This window comes from Pseudomonas sp. ATCC 13867, assembly GCF_000349845.1.
Taxonomy (GTDB): domain Bacteria; phylum Pseudomonadota; class Gammaproteobacteria; order Pseudomonadales; family Pseudomonadaceae; genus Pseudomonas.
In genome coordinates this window covers 1619249-1635449 of record NC_020829.1, presented here as the reverse complement: position 1 = coordinate 1635449, position 16201 = coordinate 1619249, and the positions used below count along the sequence as shown (strand labels likewise).

General features: G+C 66.4%; 15 protein-coding genes. 9 read left to right on the top strand and 6 right to left on the bottom strand.

The features are described from left to right. Positions 1 to 88 precede the first annotated feature (88 nt). The 5 genes from H681_RS07505 to H681_RS07485 all read left to right on the top strand — a co-directional run bounded on the left by H681_RS07505 (position 89) and on the right by H681_RS07485 (position 5330). On the top strand, positions 89 to 2686 hold the full coding sequence (locus H681_RS07505; RefSeq protein ID WP_015476247.1) for a glycosyltransferase: 2598 nt from the start codon (positions 89 to 91) through the stop codon (positions 2684 to 2686). A 125-nt stretch (positions 2687 to 2811) separates the two neighbouring features. Continuing rightward, entirely contained in the window at positions 2812 to 3969 is a 1158-nt protein-coding gene (gene dapE, locus H681_RS07500) for a succinyl-diaminopimelate desuccinylase (protein WP_177324580.1), read from the top strand. Further along, complete coding sequence (locus H681_RS07495; RefSeq protein ID WP_041711810.1) at positions 3966 to 4145, top strand: hypothetical protein; 180 nt, start codon at positions 3966 to 3968, stop codon at positions 4143 to 4145. Before dapE ends, H681_RS07495 begins: the two co-directional genes overlap by 4 nt. Continuing rightward, the gene (locus tag H681_RS07490) at positions 4139 to 4948 is read left to right on the top strand and encodes a putative RNA methyltransferase (protein ID WP_015476245.1); all 810 of its coding nucleotides are present in this window, start codon (positions 4139 to 4141) and stop codon (positions 4946 to 4948) included. Before H681_RS07495 ends, H681_RS07490 begins: the two co-directional genes overlap by 7 nt. A gap of 10 nt (positions 4949 to 4958) precedes the next feature. Next, positions 4959 to 5330, top strand: coding sequence for a hypothetical protein (locus tag H681_RS07485; protein ID WP_015476244.1), 372 nt, complete (start codon positions 4959 to 4961; stop codon positions 5328 to 5330). A gap of 66 nt (positions 5331 to 5396) precedes the next feature. On the opposite strand, the gene H681_RS07480 is transcribed toward H681_RS07485, so the two are convergent. From H681_RS07480 to H681_RS07455, 6 genes are all read right to left on the bottom strand, one after another. Next, positions 5397 to 5606 (bottom strand): cold-shock protein, encoded by a 210-nt coding sequence (locus tag H681_RS07480; protein WP_015476243.1) that lies wholly within the window; start codon positions 5604 to 5606, stop codon positions 5397 to 5399. A 367-nt stretch (positions 5607 to 5973) separates the two neighbouring features. Beyond that, the gene (locus H681_RS07475) at positions 5974 to 6945 is read right to left on the bottom strand and encodes a DUF4340 domain-containing protein (protein WP_015476242.1); all 972 of its coding nucleotides are present in this window, start codon (positions 6943 to 6945) and stop codon (positions 5974 to 5976) included. Positions 6946 to 6955: 10 nt separating this feature from the next. Beyond that, positions 6956 to 8794 (bottom strand): GldG family protein, encoded by a 1839-nt coding sequence (locus H681_RS07470; protein ID WP_015476241.1) that lies wholly within the window; start codon positions 8792 to 8794, stop codon positions 6956 to 6958. A gap of 10 nt (positions 8795 to 8804) precedes the next feature. Beyond that, positions 8805 to 9539: an ABC transporter permease subunit gene (locus H681_RS07465; RefSeq protein WP_015476240.1), complete on the bottom strand. Its 735-nt coding sequence runs from the start codon at positions 9537 to 9539 to the stop codon at positions 8805 to 8807. After that, positions 9536 to 10459 (bottom strand): ABC transporter ATP-binding protein, encoded by a 924-nt coding sequence (locus H681_RS07460; RefSeq protein WP_015476239.1) that lies wholly within the window; start codon positions 10457 to 10459, stop codon positions 9536 to 9538. The genes H681_RS07465 and H681_RS07460 overlap by 4 nt, the downstream gene beginning before the upstream one ends. Positions 10460 to 10643: 184 nt before the next feature. Further along, a complete protein-coding gene (locus tag H681_RS07455; protein WP_015476238.1) occupies positions 10644 to 11111 on the bottom strand; it encodes a YMGG-like glycine zipper-containing protein in 468 nt (155 codons plus the stop codon). Positions 11112 to 11280: 169 nt separating this feature from the next. Here H681_RS07455 and plsB point away from each other — a divergent pair, with 169 nt between their 5' ends. The 4 genes from plsB to H681_RS07435 all read left to right on the top strand — a co-directional run bounded on the left by plsB (position 11281) and on the right by H681_RS07435 (position 16112). Continuing rightward, positions 11281 to 13788: a glycerol-3-phosphate 1-O-acyltransferase PlsB gene (plsB, locus tag H681_RS07450; protein WP_015476237.1), complete on the top strand. Its 2508-nt coding sequence runs from the start codon at positions 11281 to 11283 to the stop codon at positions 13786 to 13788. A 98-nt stretch (positions 13789 to 13886) separates the two neighbouring features. Next, positions 13887 to 14366, top strand: a complete 480-nt coding sequence (locus tag H681_RS07445; protein ID WP_015476236.1) for a low molecular weight protein-tyrosine-phosphatase — start codon at positions 13887 to 13889, stop codon at positions 14364 to 14366. Positions 14367 to 14444: 78 nt separating this feature from the next. Next, complete coding sequence (locus tag H681_RS07440; protein ID WP_015476235.1) at positions 14445 to 15587, top strand: glycosyltransferase family 4 protein; 1143 nt, start codon at positions 14445 to 14447, stop codon at positions 15585 to 15587. Positions 15588 to 15713: 126 nt separating this feature from the next. Then, entirely contained in the window at positions 15714 to 16112 is a 399-nt protein-coding gene (locus H681_RS07435; protein ID WP_015476234.1) for a YbaY family lipoprotein, read from the top strand. The last annotated feature ends 89 nt before the right edge of the window (positions 16113 to 16201 follow it).

The window sequence follows — 16201 nt, the reverse complement described above, 5'->3', positions numbered from 1 at the left end:
GCGGGGTAGGATGCGCCCCGTCCGAGCTATCCCGTACAGAGATTGTCCCGGCCCCTCCCCGTTCCACCCTTTGGAACCCGATCGCACCATGCCTGCACGCAAGTTCGGCCTCAACCTGGTGGTCTTCGTCGCCCTCGCGGCACTCTTCACCGGTTTCTGGGCCCTGTACAACCGCCCCGTCACGGTTCCCGCCTGGCCGGAAAGCATCTCCGGATTCTCCTTCTCGCCCTTTCGCCTGAACCAGAATCCACAGAAGAACCAGTTCCCCAGCGACGACGAGATCCGCTCGGACCTGGAACTGGTGGCGAAACAGACCGACAACATCCGCACCTATTCGGTGAAAGGCTCGCTGGCCGACATCCCGCGCCTGGCCGAGGAGCTCGGTATGCGCGTCAGCCTCGGCATCTGGATCGGTCCGGACGAGGCCGAGAACGAAGCCGAGATCGAGCGCGGCATCGAGATCGCCAACAACTCGCGCAGCGTGGTGCGAGTGATCGTCGGCAACGAGGCGCTGTTCCGCCGCGAGGTCACGGTCGAACAGATGACCGCCTACCTGGACCGCGTACGCAAGGCGGTGAAGGTGCCGGTGACCACCGCCGAGCAGTGGCACATCTATGAGAAGTACCCGGAGCTGGCCAAGCATGTCGACCTGATCGCCGCCCACGTGCTGCCCTACTGGGAGTTCACCCCGATGGACGACTCGGTACAGTTCGTCCTCGACCGCGCCCGCGAGCTGCGCGCCAGGTTCCCGCGCAAGCCGCTGCTGCTGGCCGAAGTCGGTTGGCCGAGCAATGGCCGCATGCGCGGCGGCGCCGACGCCACCGGCGCCGACCAGGCCATCTACCTGCGCCGGCTGACCAACGCACTGAACAAGAAGGGCTACAACTACTTCGTCGTCGAGGCCTTCGACCAGCCGTGGAAAGTCGGTGACGAAGGTTCGGTCGGTGCCTACTGGGGCGTCTACAACGCCCAGCGCCAGCCCAAGTTCAACTTCGAGGGGCCGGTGGTGAACATCCCGCAGTGGCGCGCCCTGGCAGTGGCCTCGGTGGTGATGGCACTGCTCGCCCTGACCCTGCTGATGATCGACGGCAGCGCCCTGCGCCAGCGCGGGCGGACCTTCCTCACCGTGGTCGCCTTCGCCGGCGGCTCGGTGCTGGTATGGATCGCCTACGACTACAGCCAGCAATACAGCACCTGGTTCAGCCTGACCGTCGGCGGCCTGCTGGGCATCGGCGCGCTGGGCGTGTTCATCGTCCTGCTCACCGAGGCCCACGAACTAGCCGAGACCGTCTGGGTGCGCAAGCGCCGCCGGCCGTTCGACCCGGTGCTGACCGACACCAGCTATCGCCCCAAGGTCTCGGTGCACGTGCCGTGCTACAACGAGCCGCCGGAGATGCTGAAGAAGACCCTGGATGCCCTGGCCAAGCTCGATTACCCGGACTACGAAGTCCTGATCATCGACAACAACACCAAGGACCCGGCCGTCTGGGAACCGGTGCGCGACTACTGCGAAGTGCTCGGCCCGCGCTTCCGCTTCTTCCACGTCGCGCCGCTGGCCGGCTTCAAGGGCGGCGCGCTGAACTACATCCTGCCGCACACCGCGCCGGACGCCGAAGTCGTCGCGGTGATCGACGCCGACTACTGCGTCGAGCCGAACTGGCTCAAGCAGATGGTGCCGCACTTCAGTGATCCGAAGATCGCCGTGGTGCAATCGCCGCAGGACTATCGCGACGGCGAGGAGAACGTCTTCAAGAAGCTCTGCTACGCCGAGTACAAGGGCTTCTTCCACATCGGCATGGTCACCCGCAACGACCGCGACGCGATCATCCAGCACGGCACCATGACCATGATCCGCCGTACCGTGATGGACGAGCTGAAGTGGGCCGACTGGACCATCTGCGAGGACGCCGAGCTGGGCCTGCGAGTGTTCGAGAAAGGCTATTCGGCCGCCTACTCGCACCAGAGTTTCGGCAAGGGGCTGATGCCGGATACCTTCATCGACTACAAGAAGCAGCGCTTCCGCTGGGCCTACGGCGCCATCCAGATCATGAAGGGCCACGCCCGCGCCCTGTTCCAGGGCAAAGACAGCAAGCTCACCCTCGGCCAGCGCTACCACTTCATCGCCGGCTGGCTGCCGTGGATCGCCGATGGCATGAACATCTTCTTCACCGTCGGTGCGCTGCTCTGGTCCTCGGCGATGATCATCGTGCCCAAGCGGGTCGACCCGCCGCTGCTGATCTTCGCCATCCCGCCGCTGGCGCTGTTCTTCTTCAAGTTCGGCAAGATCATGTTCCTCTACCGCCGCGCGGTGGGCGTGAACCTGCTGCGCTCGTTCCAGGCGGCCGTGGCCGGTCTGGCCCTGTCGCACACCATCGCCAAGGCGGTGCTCTACGGGGCGTTCACCAAGACCATCCCGTTCTTCCGCACGCCGAAGATGGCCTCCAACCACGGCATCCTCGTAGCCCTCGCCGAGGCGCGGGAGGAAGTCTTCATCATGCTGCTGCTGTGGGGCGCGGCGCTGGGCATCGTGCTGGTGCAGGGCGTACCGAGCCGGGACATGATGTTCTGGGTGTCCATGCTGCTGGTGCAGTCCCTGCCCTACCTCGCCGCACTGGTGATGGCGCTGCTGTCGTCGGCGCCAGGGCCGCAGCCGGCGCCGGCCGCGGACGCCGCGCCAGCCCGCTGAACCTTGTAGGAGCGAGCTGGCTCGCTCCTACCAAGGCCGTCACCGTCCATCTCCTCGTAGCAACGCCGGCCAAACGCCGGCGTTTTTGCTTTAAGATGGGCGCCTTTTTCCGTTCCACCCCCAGGATGCCCCTCATGTCCCTCTCGCCGACACTGGCCCTCGCCTGCGAGCTGATTCGCCGTCCCTCCGTCACACCGGTCGATGCCGACTGCCAGCAGTTGATGATGCAGCGCCTGGACGCCTGCGGCTTCGCCCTGGAGCCCATGCGCATCGAGGAAGTGGACAACTTCTGGGCCCTGCGCCAGGGCCGCGACGGCGCCAACGGCCCGGTGCTGTGCTTCGCCGGCCACACCGACGTGGTCCCCACCGGCCCCGAACAGGCCTGGCAGCACCAGCCGTTCGACGCCCTGATCGACGCCGACGGCATGCTCTGCGGCCGAGGAGCTGCGGACATGAAAGGCAGCCTGGCGTCGATGATCATCGCCACCGAGCGCTTCGTCGCCGACCACCCGGACCATCGCGGCAGCATCGCCTACCTGATCACCAGCGACGAGGAAGGCCCGGCCTATCACGGCACCAAGGCCGTGGTCGAGCGCCTGAAGGCGCGCAACGAGCGCCTGGACTGGTGCATCGTCGGCGAACCCTCCAGCACCACCCTGGTCGGCGACGTGGTGAAGAACGGTCGCCGTGGCTCCCTGGGCGCCACCCTTAGCGTGCGTGGCAAGCAGGGCCACGTGGCCTACCCGCACCTGGCGAAGAACCCGATCCATCTCGCCGCCCCGGCCCTGGCGGAGCTGGCTGCCGAGCACTGGGACAACGGCAACGACTACTTCCCGCCGACCAGCTTCCAGATCTCCAACATCAACGGCGGCACCGGCGCGACCAACGTGATCCCGGGCGAACTGAAGGTGATCTTCAACTTCCGCTTCTCCACCGAATCCACCGTGGAAGGCCTGCAGCAGCGCGTCGCCGCCATCCTCGACAAGCACGGCCTGGACTGGCACATCGACTGGGCGCTGTCCGGCCTGCCGTTCCTCACCCAACCGGGTGAGCTGCTCGACGGCGTGGCCGCCGCGATTCTTGCCGTCACGGGCCGCGAGACCACCCCCTCGACCTCGGGCGGCACTTCCGACGGCCGCTTCATCGCCACGATGGGCACCCAGGTGGTCGAGCTCGGGCCGGTGAACGCCACCATCCACCAGGTGGACGAACGCGTACTGGCCAGCGACCTCGATGTGCTGACCGAAATCTACTACCAGACCCTGGTGCGACTGCTGGCATGAGTGGAACCAACAAAGGCTTCTGCCTGGGCGCCATCCAGCCCGACACCCCGCCGCCCACGCCTGCCGCCGAGCGCCGCTACGCCCTGCGCGTGTACCAGATCGCCCAGCGTCGCCGTTCGCTGCCGACCGTGCTGCGCAGCGACCTGCCGCAGCCGCTGGGGAAAAAGGAATGCTGATCTGTCCGCTGTGCCGCGAGGCGCTCAGTACCGTCGACAATGGCGTGGCCTGCCCCGCCGGCCACCGTTTCGACCGCGCCCGCCAGGGCTATCTGAACCTGCTGCCGGTACAGCACAAGAAGAGTCTCGATCCGGGTGACAACGCAGCGATGGTCGAGGCACGCCGGCACTTCCTCGGCGCCGGCCACTACGCGCCGCTGGCCGGACGACTGGCCGGACTGGCCACCGAGCGCGCACCGGGCCGCTGGCTGGATATCGGTTGCGGCGAGGGCTACTACACCGCGCAACTGGGCGAAGCTCTTCCCGAGGCCGACGGCTATGCACTGGACATTTCCCGCGAGGCCGTCAAACGCGCCTGCCGCCGCGCCCCGCAACTGACCTGGATGGTCGCCAGCATGGCCCGCGTGCCGCTGGCCGATGCCTCCTGCCAGTTGCTGGCCAGCGTGTTCAGCCCGATCGACTGGAAGGAAGCGGCACGCCTGCTCACTCCAGGCGGCGGCGTGCTGCGTCTGGGTCCGGCGCGCGATCACCTGCTGGAACTGCGTCAGCGCCTGTACGACGAAGTCCGCGAGTACGTCGAAGACAAGCACCTCGCCGACTTGCCCGAAGAACTGAAGCTGGCACACAGCGAACAGCTGAGCTTCAAGCTGCCGCTGCACACCCGTGAAGCCCGCGAACACCTGCTGGCGATGACACCCCACGGCTGGCGGGTCAACCCCGAACGGCGCGAGCGCATCCTCGCCGAGCCTTTCGAGGTGACGGTCGCGGTACGCTACGATTGGCTGGAACGCCAAGAACCCTGACGAGGACGCCATGCGCCAACCGGATATCGAGATCTACCTCAAGGATGCCGACCAGGCCGCCGTCGGCGCCTGGCTGGAAAAGGCCCTTGGCCCCCGCTCCGAATGGCGCGCCCAGGGCGAGACGCTCAAGTGCACCGCCGGCAGCATCCCGGTTACCTGGCTGCCGAAAGCCGTGGGCAAGTGGAACAGCCTGTTCCTGGACAGCGACGCCACGCCGTGGGACGACGACGTCGCCTGCGCCCGCGATGCCTGCGCCGCGCTGGAGGTGGAAGTACGCTGCGCACCGGGCGGCTGGAGCGAGGATCAGGGCGAGGAGGACGCGGACCGCTGGCTGAAGGTGACCACCGCGGGCGTCGAAGAGATTACCTGGCGCACGAGCTGAACCCGACCCGGGCAAGGCTTGAAAAACAAAGGCCCATCCATTGGACGGGCCTTTGTCTTCGGGGGCTCAGACCTTGGCGACGTCTTCCGCCTGGAGGCCTTTCTGACCCTGGATCACCGAGAACTCCACTTTCTGGCCTTCGACCAGGGAGCGGTGACCATCGCCACGAATGGCACGGTAGTGAACGAAAACGTCCGGACCGCTATCGCGTTGAATGAATCCATAACCTTTGGCGTCATTGAACCACTTGACGGTTCCGACCTCACGATCAGCCATTACCACACTCTCCAACTTGCCTATTATTTTTGGGTGGCCCCCGAAATGAGGACTTCAACGGTTCGTCCGGCAGAACGTTTTCCTCATCATCCGACCTGGGCCAGAGCCGCGTTGGAAGGCAATTCGAATAACGCCCGCAGGCGACCGCGATCCCGAGTATATAAACCAAAAGTTACAGCTGGAAAGCACTTTTTCATCAACTCCGCGGCCCTATGACCAAACAGGCCAAAGTGCCATTTTTCGGGGCCTGCAGGGCCATTTTGGGGCTCGTTACCCTGCGTAACGAAAGTGTTTCGAACTTGGACTCGCTCACAACTTTGCACGATAGTTCCGGGCGTTTTCGCAACACCCGGCGCCTGTTTCCCAATCAGGGTTTGCGTCCCTGCATATCCTCCAGACGTCGCGCCAGCGCACCGGCCTGCTCCGGTTCGATGCGATAGGCCCAGTCGCTGCGCGCCAGGACCTGTCCCTCGGCAAAGCCTTCCACCCGATCCAGCAGCAACCACGGCTGCCCGCCCTGGCGCTGCAGATGGGCCGAGAGCCGCCCGCCGTCGAGCGTCTTCAGCGTCAGCGAAAGCTGCGGCGGGCCCTTGAACTGCACCTGATCCAACGGCGCAGCCTCGTTGAACAGCAGGTTGCCGAACGGCAGCGCCATTCCGTTCGCCGCCGCCTCATCGGGCAGCCGCGCGTCCTTGGGCAACTGACGCACCCGCAGGTTGGGTTCGCCGGGCTTGTCGCGGTAGACCGTCAAGGTCTCACCCTTGGGGTAGTGCACCGAGACTTCGGCGATGTCCTCGAAGGCAATACGGGTCACCCGCCGGTCCAGCCAGTCCAGTTCGTCGGGGGGCAGGTTCAGGAACTGATCGATCAGCCAGACCTGGTCGTCTCCCGGCTGGCGCACCAGGCGGCCGCCCTGCTGCGCGTTCTTGCCCAGCAGCACGTCGATGGGGGCGCCGGAGACCCGCTCCAGGGTCAGGCGCACGGCGGCGCCCTCGCCCTTCTCCGCCAGCCCGAGTCGGGCGAAGTTGGCCGGATCGCGTGTCTTGGGCTCGACCTTGCGCGCCTGCGCCAGGTCCTGCAGCAGGTCGCCGATCAGGCGTCCCGCCGCCCGGTAGTCTTCCTTCGCCGGCATCACCCAGCCGCCGTCCTTGCGCGCCACCTGGATCGGCGGCTGGCCGGGACGTTCGATACGCACGCCGCTGACCTGCTGCGGGTCGAGCCCCGGCAGGTAGTGGGTGTCTTCTACCGGCAAGGGTTCGGGCCCGCGCTGCAGCCAGAAGAACAGGCCGCCGAGGGCCATCACCAGCACTACCAGCAATAACAGGCTCTTGCGCTGCATGACGATCTCCTCAGCCGTGCCGGCGCCGGCGGCGCCATAACCACAGGGCGAGTACGCCGACCGTCAGCAGCACCGGCACCAGGGCGATGTTGATGACTTTCAGGCGCGTGCCGAGGGCGTCGATATCGGCATTGAGCTGAAACTGCACCTCGCGCAGCTCCTTGCGGATGCGCACGCGTTCCTGGATGAACTGTTGCACGGCATGCTGCTGTTCCGGCGTCAGTTCGGTGACCTTGCTCGGGTCCTGGTTCTGCAGCGCGGCCAGCTTCTGCTCGGTCTCGGCCAGGCGCTGCTTGAGTGCATCCTCCTTCTCGCGGAAGTGCGATTCGGCCTGGCGCTGCAGGTCGTCGACCACGCTGAACGGTCGGCTGAAGCGACCGCGCGAGCGCACGCTGATCAAGGCGTCGGAACCGGTCAGGTTGTCCAGGGTGTTGATCACGTAGTTGGCGTTGTCCGCCCAGGGCTGCGGCACGCGCTCGCCGAAGAAGTCCTGCACCTGTACCCACAGGCGGTCGGTGAGCAGGTCGGTGTCGGCCACGGCAATCACATTGATGTTCTCCGCGCTCGCGAGTCCGTCCTTGTGCCCCTCGATGCCCTGCGGGAACGCGCTCTGCGCCGGTCCCTGGATGCGTGCGGCGAGGGTGTAGCGCTCGCCGCTTGGCTTGAGTTCGCGCATCAGCGCGCCGGGGTCCTGCAGGTTGACGAACAGTCGCGCCTCGAACGGCATGGCGTAGGTGGAACTGCTCAGCAGCGGGGTGAAGCGGGTCTTCGCGCCGTCCAGCGGCTTGAGGATGCCGGCCGTGGCCAGGGTGATGCTGCTCAGCCCGGCGGTGGTGACGTCATCCGGGTCCAGCGCGCGTCTGTCCAGGTTCAGCCAGGCCGGATGGTGCGTCGTACGCTGGCCCTGGCCCATACCTACGTTCATGGCGTAGCGGCCGTCGCCCAGCACCTGGCCCGGCAACAGTTGCACACCCCAGGCCTTGAACAGCGGTTCGAGATCCGACGCCGGTTCACCGACCCCTTCCAGTACCGCCATCGGCGAGGCCTTGTCCGCCTCGCTGTAGGGATCGACGAACACCAGCAGTTTGCCGCCGCGCAGGACGAACTGGTCGATGGCGTAGAGCGTCTGCTGCGGCAGTTGCTTGGGGTGCACCAGCATCAGCACGCTGACGTCGTCGGGAATGCGGTCGACGTCCGTCTTCAGGCTCTTCAGGTCGAACTGCTGGCGCACTTCCTCCAGCAACATCCACGGCGAGGTGGGCTGCTGGGTCTGCATGTCGAAGCCACCGTTCAGGTTCAGCGTCGAGATCAATCCCACCACCGGCCGTTTGGGTTGCGCCAGCCCCTGGATCAGGCGGCTGACGTCGTACTCGAGGAACTGCTCCTGGTCCGGCTGGAAGAACGGGATCACCTGCACATCGTCCAGCGCATTGGTGCCGGCCAGGCCGAAGTACAGCGAATCGCCGCCACCCGGCAGCGGCACGCCCTGCAATCCGAACTCGGTGGCCTTGTCCTCGTCCTCGGAGAACGGCTGCGGGTCGATCAGGTGCAGGCGGATCCTGCCGTCGGCCTGGCGCTCGTAGGCCTTGAGCAGTTCCTCGACGCGCTTGGCGTAGTTGCGCAGCGGGACCAGGTCGCGGCTGCCTTTGTCGGAGTAGAAGAAGTACAGGTTCACCGGCTCCTTGAGCGAGCCGAGGATCTGCCTCGTTCCGTCGGAGATGGTGTAGAGCTTCTGTTGCGTCAGGTCCAGCCGCGCGCCGGTGAACAACAGGCCGGAGAGCATGTTGAACGCCAGGAACAGCAGCGCGATCACCACGAGTCCGGCCCCGGAAAGCATCATCTTTTTCATCTGGGCGTCCTCAGTCGGCTTTCTTCAGGTCGACCACCACCGCGGTGGCGGCCAGCCAGGCGGCGATCAGGCTGGCGAAGTACAGCAGGTCGCGCAGGTCGATCACGCCCTTGCCGATGGCGTCGAAGCGAGTGAGGAAACTCAGCGAGGCCACCGCATCGAGCAACCACTGCGGCGCCCAGGTACTGAAGGCGTCCAGCACCAGCGGGAAGCCACTGGCGATGAAGATGAAGCACACCACCACCGCGAGGATGAAGGCGATCACCTGGTTCTTCGCCAGCGCCGACATGCACGAGCCAATTGCCAGGTAGGCCCCGGCCAGCAGCCAGCTGCCCAGGTAGCCGGCGAGTATCGCGCCGTTGTCCGGCTCGCCCAGGTAATTGACGGTGATCACCATCGGGAAGGTCAGCAGCAGCGCCAGCCCGGCGAAGGCCCAGGCGGCGAGGAACTTGCCGGTCACCGCCTCGGCGCGGGTGATCGGCAGGGTCATCAGCAATTCGATGGTCCCCGACTTGCGTTCCTCCGCCCACAGGCGCATGGCGATGGCCGGAATCAGGAACAGATAGAGCCAGGGGTGGAAGTTGAAGAAGGCGTTCAGATCAGCCTGGTTCCGCTCGTAGAAACTGCCCAGGTAGAAGGTGAAAACGCCCGATAGCACAAGGAAAATGACGATGAACACGTAGGCCAGCGGCGTGGCGAAATAGCTCGCCAGCTCGCGCCTGAAGATGACCGGCAACTGCTTCATGCCGCCTCCCCTCGGGTCAGGCTGCGGAACACTTCGTCGAGGCGGCCGCGCTCGACACCCAGCTCGCGGATGTGCCAGCCGCGCTCGGCGATCAACGCATTGACCTGCGGGAAGATCACCTGCCCCGGCTGCGCCAGCACGGTCAGGATGCCGTCCACGGTGTTCTCTTCCAGCCCGGCGACGCCCGGCAGCGCCGCCAGCGCGGCGTGGTCCAGCGCGCCTTCGGCCACCAGCGTCACCGCCTGGTGGTAGCGCGAGCGGCTTTCCAGCGTCAGCGGCGTGCCGTCGGCCACCAGCCGGCCATTGGCGATCACCACGGCGCGGGTGCAGACCGCCGTGACCTCTTCGAGGATGTGCGTGGAAATGATGATGATGCGCCCGCAGGCCAGGCGGCGGATCAGCTCGCGCACCTGGTGCTTCTGGTTCGGGTCGAGGCCGTCGGTAGGCTCGTCGAGGATCAGCACCTGGGGATCATGGAGGATCGCCTGAGCCACGCCGACGCGGCGTTTGAAGCCTTTGGACAGGGTTTCGATGGACTGCTCGCGGACCTGCTCCAGTTCCAGTTGCTCGACCACCCGGCCGACCCGCTCGCGCTTCTGTGCGCCACGGAAGCCACGGACCTCGGCGATGAACTCGAGAAAGGCGCGGACCCTCATGTCGCCATAGCAGGGCGCCCCTTCGGGCAGGTAGCCGATCTGCCGCTGCGCCTCGAGCGTTTGGGTGAGGATGTCGTGGCCGAAGATGCTCGCGGTGCCGGAAGTCGGCGCGAGGAAGCCGGTCAGCATCTTCATGGTGGTGGACTTGCCGGCGCCGTTGGGGCCGAGGAACCCCAGCACCTCGCCCTGCGCCACGCGCAGCGACAGATCATCGACCGCCGTGTACGGGCCGAAGCGTTTCGTGAGTCTTGTTATTTCGATCATGGTCTCTCACCGTGCGCCCGTCCCGGTACGCGGAAACGCTGGAGGGAGACGGGCTCTCCAAATGGCAGCGGGACTATAGGAATGCACGGCGGGGCAATGCAAGGCAACGTGCCTTACCAAAGATTACAAGGCACGCCGCCATCACCAACGCTGCGGCCGACCCGGCACGGGCAGCCGCGAAGCGTCAGGGACTGACCTGGTAGCCGCGTCCCTGCAGGCAACTGCTGTAGGCGGTGGCGCTGGCCGAACTCTGCGCGCTCTGCTGATCGCGGCGGCCCTGGCGACGCTCCTGGCGCTGGCGCATACCGCCGGCCACCGCGCCGGCAGCGGCGACTTCACCGGCGCGGTTCTGCCGGTACTGCTGCTTGGTATCGTCGCTGACCCGGTCGTAGACCTCGTCATGCTGCCGCCCACGCACCTCGGCGCCGACCGCACCCGCCGCCGCCCCGGCTGCCGCGCCGCGCACGCGTCCGCCGACATGCGGGCTGGACGTGCCGGCGCTGCTCGCGGCGTTGGCGGCAACCCCGTTGCAGTAGTCCATGTCCTGCTGCATCTGCTGGCTGCTCTGGCCATTGAGCGGCATCACCGACTGAGCCCCGGCCGGCGTCGCGCAGACCAGCACCAGCAGACATCCCCAGGTAACGGTACGCATCGCTCCACCTCCATCGAATGGAACCCTGATCAAGCAGGATAGCCCCTGCCGACGGGGCGTCAGCCCGGCTCCGACCAAGCGCCCACGGCTTTGCCGCACGCCCCCTGATCCGGCACACTAGCGCCCCTGAGCAATCGCTCGTTTTACTTCTGCCAGCCATAGGGCCTGTATGCCACGTTACCCGTTCCGCCGCTTCGGCTTTGGTGCCCTGCGCCGCCTGCTGTACCTCTGGGTGCGCTCGGAAACCATCAACCAGTCGGCCTTCAGCCTGAAGATCGACCGCAGCAAGCCGGTCCTCTACGTCCTGCAGCAACCCTCGGTAACCGACCTCGCGGTGGTGGACAGCGAATGCCGCAAGGCCGGCCTGCCGCGGCCGGTGATGCCGGTGACAGTGGGTGAATCCATCGAGCCGGCGGCCTTCTTCTACCTGACGCCGGAGCCCGACTGGCTCGGCCGCCAGGACAAGCGCGGCGCGCCGCCGGCGCTGGTGCGCATGCTCGGCGCCATCGGCCAGAACGGTATCGACGACGCGCAGATCGTCCCGGTCAGCGTGTTCTGGGGGCAATCGCCGGACAGCGAAAAAAGCGCCTGGAAACTGCTGTTCGCCGACAACTGGGCCGTCACCGGGCGCCTGCGCAAACTGGCGCGCATCCTCATCCTCGGCCGCAAGACCCGCGTGCAGTTCTCCGCGCCCATCCACCTGCGCGAACTGGTCGAGCAGGACAAAGGCCATGCGCGCACCCTGCGCATGGTGCAACGCATCCTGCGGGTGCATTTCCGCAACCAGAAGACCGCGGTGATCGGCCCGGACCTCTCCCACCGCCGTACCCTGGTCAAGGGCCTGCTGCGCGCGCCGCTGGTGCGCCAGGCGATCCAGGAAGAGTGCGAGGCCCAGAAGATTTCCCAGGAGAAGGCCGAGGCCACCGCGCTGCGCTACGCCAACGAGATCGCCGCCGACGTCTCCTACCCGGTGATCCGCTTCCTCGAAGTGACCCTGACCTGGTTCTGGAACAAGCTCTACGAGGGCGTGAAGGTCAACCACATCGAGCGCGTGCAGGACGTCGCCCAGGGCCACGAGATCGTCTACGTGCCCTGCCACCGCAGCCACATCGACTACCTGCTGCTGTCCTACCTGCTGTTCCGCAACGGCCTGACCCCGCCGCACATCGCCGCCGGCATCAACCTCAACATGCCCATCGTCGGCTCCATCCTGCGCCGTGGCGGCGCCTTCTTCATGCGCCGCAGCTTCAAGGGCAACCAGCTGTACACCGCGGTGTTCAACGAATACCTGCACACCCTGTTCAGCCGCGGTTTCTCCACCGAGTACTTCGTCGAAGGCGGCCGCTCGCGCACCGGGCGCATGCTGCACCCGCGCACCGGCATGCTGGCGATCACCCTGCGCAGCTTCCTGCGCGACTCGCGCCGGCCCATCGTCTTCGTCCCGGTATACATCGGCTACGAGCGCGTACTCGAAGGCCGCACCTACCTGGGCGAGCTGCGCGGGGCGGCGAAGAAGAAGGAGTCGATCTTCGACATCTTCAAGGTCATCGGCGCGCTGAAGCAGCGCTTCGGCCAGGTCTGGGTGAACTTCGGCGAGCCGATCCACCTCGACCGCTTCCTCGACCAGCAGCAGCCGGACTGGCGCCAGCAGGCGCTGGGCCCGGAATACCGCCCGGCCTGGCTGTCGGACACCACCAACCACCTGGCCCGCGACGTCGCCCGCCACCTCAACGACGCCGCCGCGATCAACCCGGTGAACCTGGTCGCCCTGGCGCTGCTCTCCACCACCCGCCTGGCGCTGGACGAAACCGCCCTGGCGCGGGTGATCGACCTCTACCTCGAGCTGCTGCGCAAGGTGCCCTACTCGCCCAGCGCCACCCTGCCCGAGGGCGACGGCCAGCAGCTGGTCGAGTACGTGAAGAGCATGAACCTGCTCAGCGAGCAGAAGGACGCCCTCGGCCGCATCTGCTATCTCGACGAGCAGAACGCGGTGCTGATGACCTACTACCGCAACAACGTGCTGCACATCTTCGCCCTGCCGGCGCTGATCGCCAGCTTCTTCCAGAACAGCGGGCGGATCAGCCGCGAGCAGTTGCTGCGCTACACCCGCGCGCTGTATCCGTACCTGCAGGCCGAGCTGTTCATCCGCTGGAACCTGGACGAGCTGGACGCCGTGGTCGACCAGTGGCTGCAGGCCCTGGTGGCCAGCGAACTGCTCAAGCAGGAGAACGACACCTTCATCCGTCCGGCCCCCAGCTCGCGCCAGTACGTGCTACTGACCCTGCTGGCCCGCTCCATCGCCCAGACCCTGCAGCGTTTCTACATGGCCATCTCGCTGGTGCTCAACGCCGGACAGAAGCAGCTCAGCGCCGAGGAACTGGAAAACCTCTGCACCGTGATGGCCCAGCGCCTGTCGATCCTCCACGGCCTCAACGCCCCGGAGTTCTTCGACAAGAGCCTGTTCCGTCACTTCATCCAGACCCTGCTGGACGAAGATGTGCTGCGCAAGGACGAACACGGCAAGCTGAGCTACCACGAACTGCTCGGCGAACTGGCCGAAGGCGCGGCCAAGCGGGTGCTGCCGGCGGAAATCCGGCTGTCGATCCGCCAGGTCGCGCTGGACCGGCCCAGCCAGGAGCAATCCCCCAGCGCAGAGCCACCCGCCACCCAGGCCTAGCGCGCCCGTCGGCGACATCCGCCGAATACTTGACGCACCCTGCCGCGATCGTTAGTTTTCTGACACATCATCCATCGATCGCGGTCAGGGACGCTCCCGTGTTCAACAGGATCCTGCTCGTCTGCGTCGGCAACATCTGCCGTAGCCCCACCGCCGAACACCTGCTTCGCGAATCCCTGCCAGGCAGCGGCATCGCTATCGCCTCGGCGGGGATTAGCGCCCTGGTCGGCCACCCTATCGAGAGTACCGCGCTGGCTATCCTCGGCGACCACGGCCACCGTCCGCCGCCCCATCGCGCCCGTCAACTGAACCGCGAGCTGATCCACGAGGCCAACCTGGTGCTGGTCATGGAACACGGCCAGATCCAGGACGTCATCCGACTCTCGCCCGAGGCACGCGGCAAGACCTTCCTGCTCGGCAAATGGCTGCACAACCTGGAAATCCCCGACCCTTATCGCAAGGGCCCGGAGGCGTTCGAGCACAGCTACCGGCTGATCGAACGCGCGGTATCCAGCTGGGCCGGGCGGCTGCGCCCGCGAAGACAGCAGGTGCCCGGCCAGCCGGGCCAATCGGCATGACGCCGACACCTCCACGGACCCCGTTCGGTTGTCGGGTCCACCCTCGGCGCACGAAGCACCAGGAGTCCACAGCCGTCCATGAACAACCAGCACACGCCCCCGCCCTTCGATGACCGCGACCTCGGCCAGCCACCGCGCCGTCTGCGCATCCTGCATGTCGCCGAAACCATCCAGGGTGGCGTCGCCAGCTACCTGGAGACCCTGGACAAGACCTCCCCCCACGACAACCGCTTCCTGATCCCCGGCAGCCAGGCCCACTGCACCTCGATTGCTCCCGACAAACTGCTGCCGTTCAAGGGCGAGCGGCGGCTCACGCGCATCGCCCACCTGTTCAAGGCGCTGCATGGCGCCCTTCGGCGCGAACGCTATGACCTGATCCACCTGCACAGTTCGCTGGCCGGCTACGTCTTCGTCCTGCGCCGGCTGGCGCTGCTGAAATCTCCGCCCGCGGTGTACTGCGCCCACGGCTGGTCGTTCCTGCGCGAAACGTCACGCTTGGAACACCTGGCGTGCCGCTCCCTGGACTTCCTCACCGGCGTGCTCGCGAACGGCATCATTCATATATCCCGCACCGAGCAGGCGCGCGCGGCGTTCATCCCCAATGCCAACCAGGCCGTGCTCTACAACCCGATCGATCCGCACTACATCGCGCAACCGCCATCGACCGCCGAACGGTCGGCCAATACCGTGCTGTTCGTCGGTCGCCTGGATTACCAGAAGGGCTTCGACGTGCTCTACCGCGCCTTCCTCGATCCGGCGCTGCAGGACTGCCGGCTGCTGGTGGCCGGGTCGTCGGTACTCGCAAGCTCCGCCTACGGGGAAACCGCCAACGTCCGCTTTCTTGGCTGGCAGAACAAGGAAAGCCTGCACCGGCTCTACGAGCAGGCCACGCTGACCATCATGCCGTCACGCTGGGAAGGCTTCGGGCTGGTGGCCATCGAATCCCTCGCCAGGGGCACTCAGGTACTGGTCAACCAGACCGGCTCGCTGCCGGAGATCGTCGCGCCCGTAGGGCTGGTGGCGGACCTCTCGCGCGCGGACACACTGGTCGAACAGCTCAGGCACGCCCTCGACGCGCCGCCCCGCCATACGCCCGAAGCCCTGCACGCCTTCGTCAGGGAGCGCTTCGCGCCGGAGCGTTTCGCCCGCGAGCTCTCGGCCTTCTACGCCAGGACCCTGGGCATCGACGCCAGCCTGCAGAACCTGCCCGCGCAGTCGTAGCCAGTGTCTGGAGCCGGCCGCCGGGACATCCGGCAACACATCTCCCTCACCTGGATCAGGGACGCTGCAACTATCCTGGGGCATGCTTGTCCTACGCCCCCCTGAGTTCAAGGAGAGTCCCACCCCATGAAAGCCCTTCCCCTCCTCCTGATGGCCGGCCTGCTCGCCGCCTGCAGTTCCACGCCTCCGGCGAGCAAGGCATCGCTGGACGGCGAAGTGTTCTACCTGCAGCGCATCGCCCTGCCGCCGAGCGCGAAAGTGACGGTCAGCCTGCAGGACGTATCCCTGGCCGACGCCCCCGCCCAGGAACTGGCCCAGCAGACGCTGGAGCCGGGTCGCCAGGTGCCGCTGGCCTTCCATCTGGAATACGACCGCGACGCGGTCAAGCCGGGCCATAGCTATGCCGTCAGCGCGCGCATCGAGGACAATGGCCGCCTGATGTTCATCAGCACCGAGCGCCACAGCGTCAAGCTGGACGGCCAGGACCCGCAACCGCTGCGCGTACGCGTCGACCCGGTGCGCTGATTCACCACGCCGCCGGGTTTTCCCTGGCGGCGTCAGTCCGTTAATCTCCCCGCCTCATTCTCCACCTCGGCGGCCACACTGGCCGCCGA

Bases quoted from the DNA above. Each gene is read 5' to 3' on its own strand.
- H681_RS07505 (WP_015476247.1), top strand. From the start codon at position 89: ATGCCTGCACGCAAGTTCGGCCTCAACCTGGTGGTCTTCGTCGCCCTC.
- dapE (WP_177324580.1), top strand. From the start codon at position 2,812: ATGCCCCTCATGTCCCTCTCGCCGACACTGGCCCTCGCCTGCGAGCTG.
- H681_RS07495 (WP_041711810.1), top strand. From the start codon at position 3,966: ATGAGTGGAACCAACAAAGGCTTCTGCCTGGGCGCCATCCAGCCCGAC.
- H681_RS07490 (WP_015476245.1), top strand. From the start codon at position 4,139: ATGCTGATCTGTCCGCTGTGCCGCGAGGCGCTCAGTACCGTCGACAAT.
- H681_RS07485 (WP_015476244.1), top strand. From the start codon at position 4,959: ATGCGCCAACCGGATATCGAGATCTACCTCAAGGATGCCGACCAGGCC.
- H681_RS07480 (WP_015476243.1), bottom strand. From the start codon at position 5,606: ATGGCTGATCGTGAGGTCGGAACCGTCAAGTGGTTCAATGACGCCAAA.
- H681_RS07475 (WP_015476242.1), bottom strand. From the start codon at position 6,945: ATGCAGCGCAAGAGCCTGTTATTGCTGGTAGTGCTGGTGATGGCCCTC.
- H681_RS07470 (WP_015476241.1), bottom strand. From the start codon at position 8,794: ATGAAAAAGATGATGCTTTCCGGGGCCGGACTCGTGGTGATCGCGCTG.
- H681_RS07465 (WP_015476240.1), bottom strand. From the start codon at position 9,539: ATGAAGCAGTTGCCGGTCATCTTCAGGCGCGAGCTGGCGAGCTATTTC.
- H681_RS07460 (WP_015476239.1), bottom strand. From the start codon at position 10,459: ATGATCGAAATAACAAGACTCACGAAACGCTTCGGCCCGTACACGGCG.
- H681_RS07455 (WP_015476238.1), bottom strand. From the start codon at position 11,111: ATGCGTACCGTTACCTGGGGATGTCTGCTGGTGCTGGTCTGCGCGACG.
- plsB (WP_015476237.1), top strand. From the start codon at position 11,281: ATGCCACGTTACCCGTTCCGCCGCTTCGGCTTTGGTGCCCTGCGCCGC.
- H681_RS07440 (WP_015476235.1), top strand. From the start codon at position 14,445: ATGAACAACCAGCACACGCCCCCGCCCTTCGATGACCGCGACCTCGGC.
- H681_RS07435 (WP_015476234.1), top strand. From the start codon at position 15,714: ATGAAAGCCCTTCCCCTCCTCCTGATGGCCGGCCTGCTCGCCGCCTGC.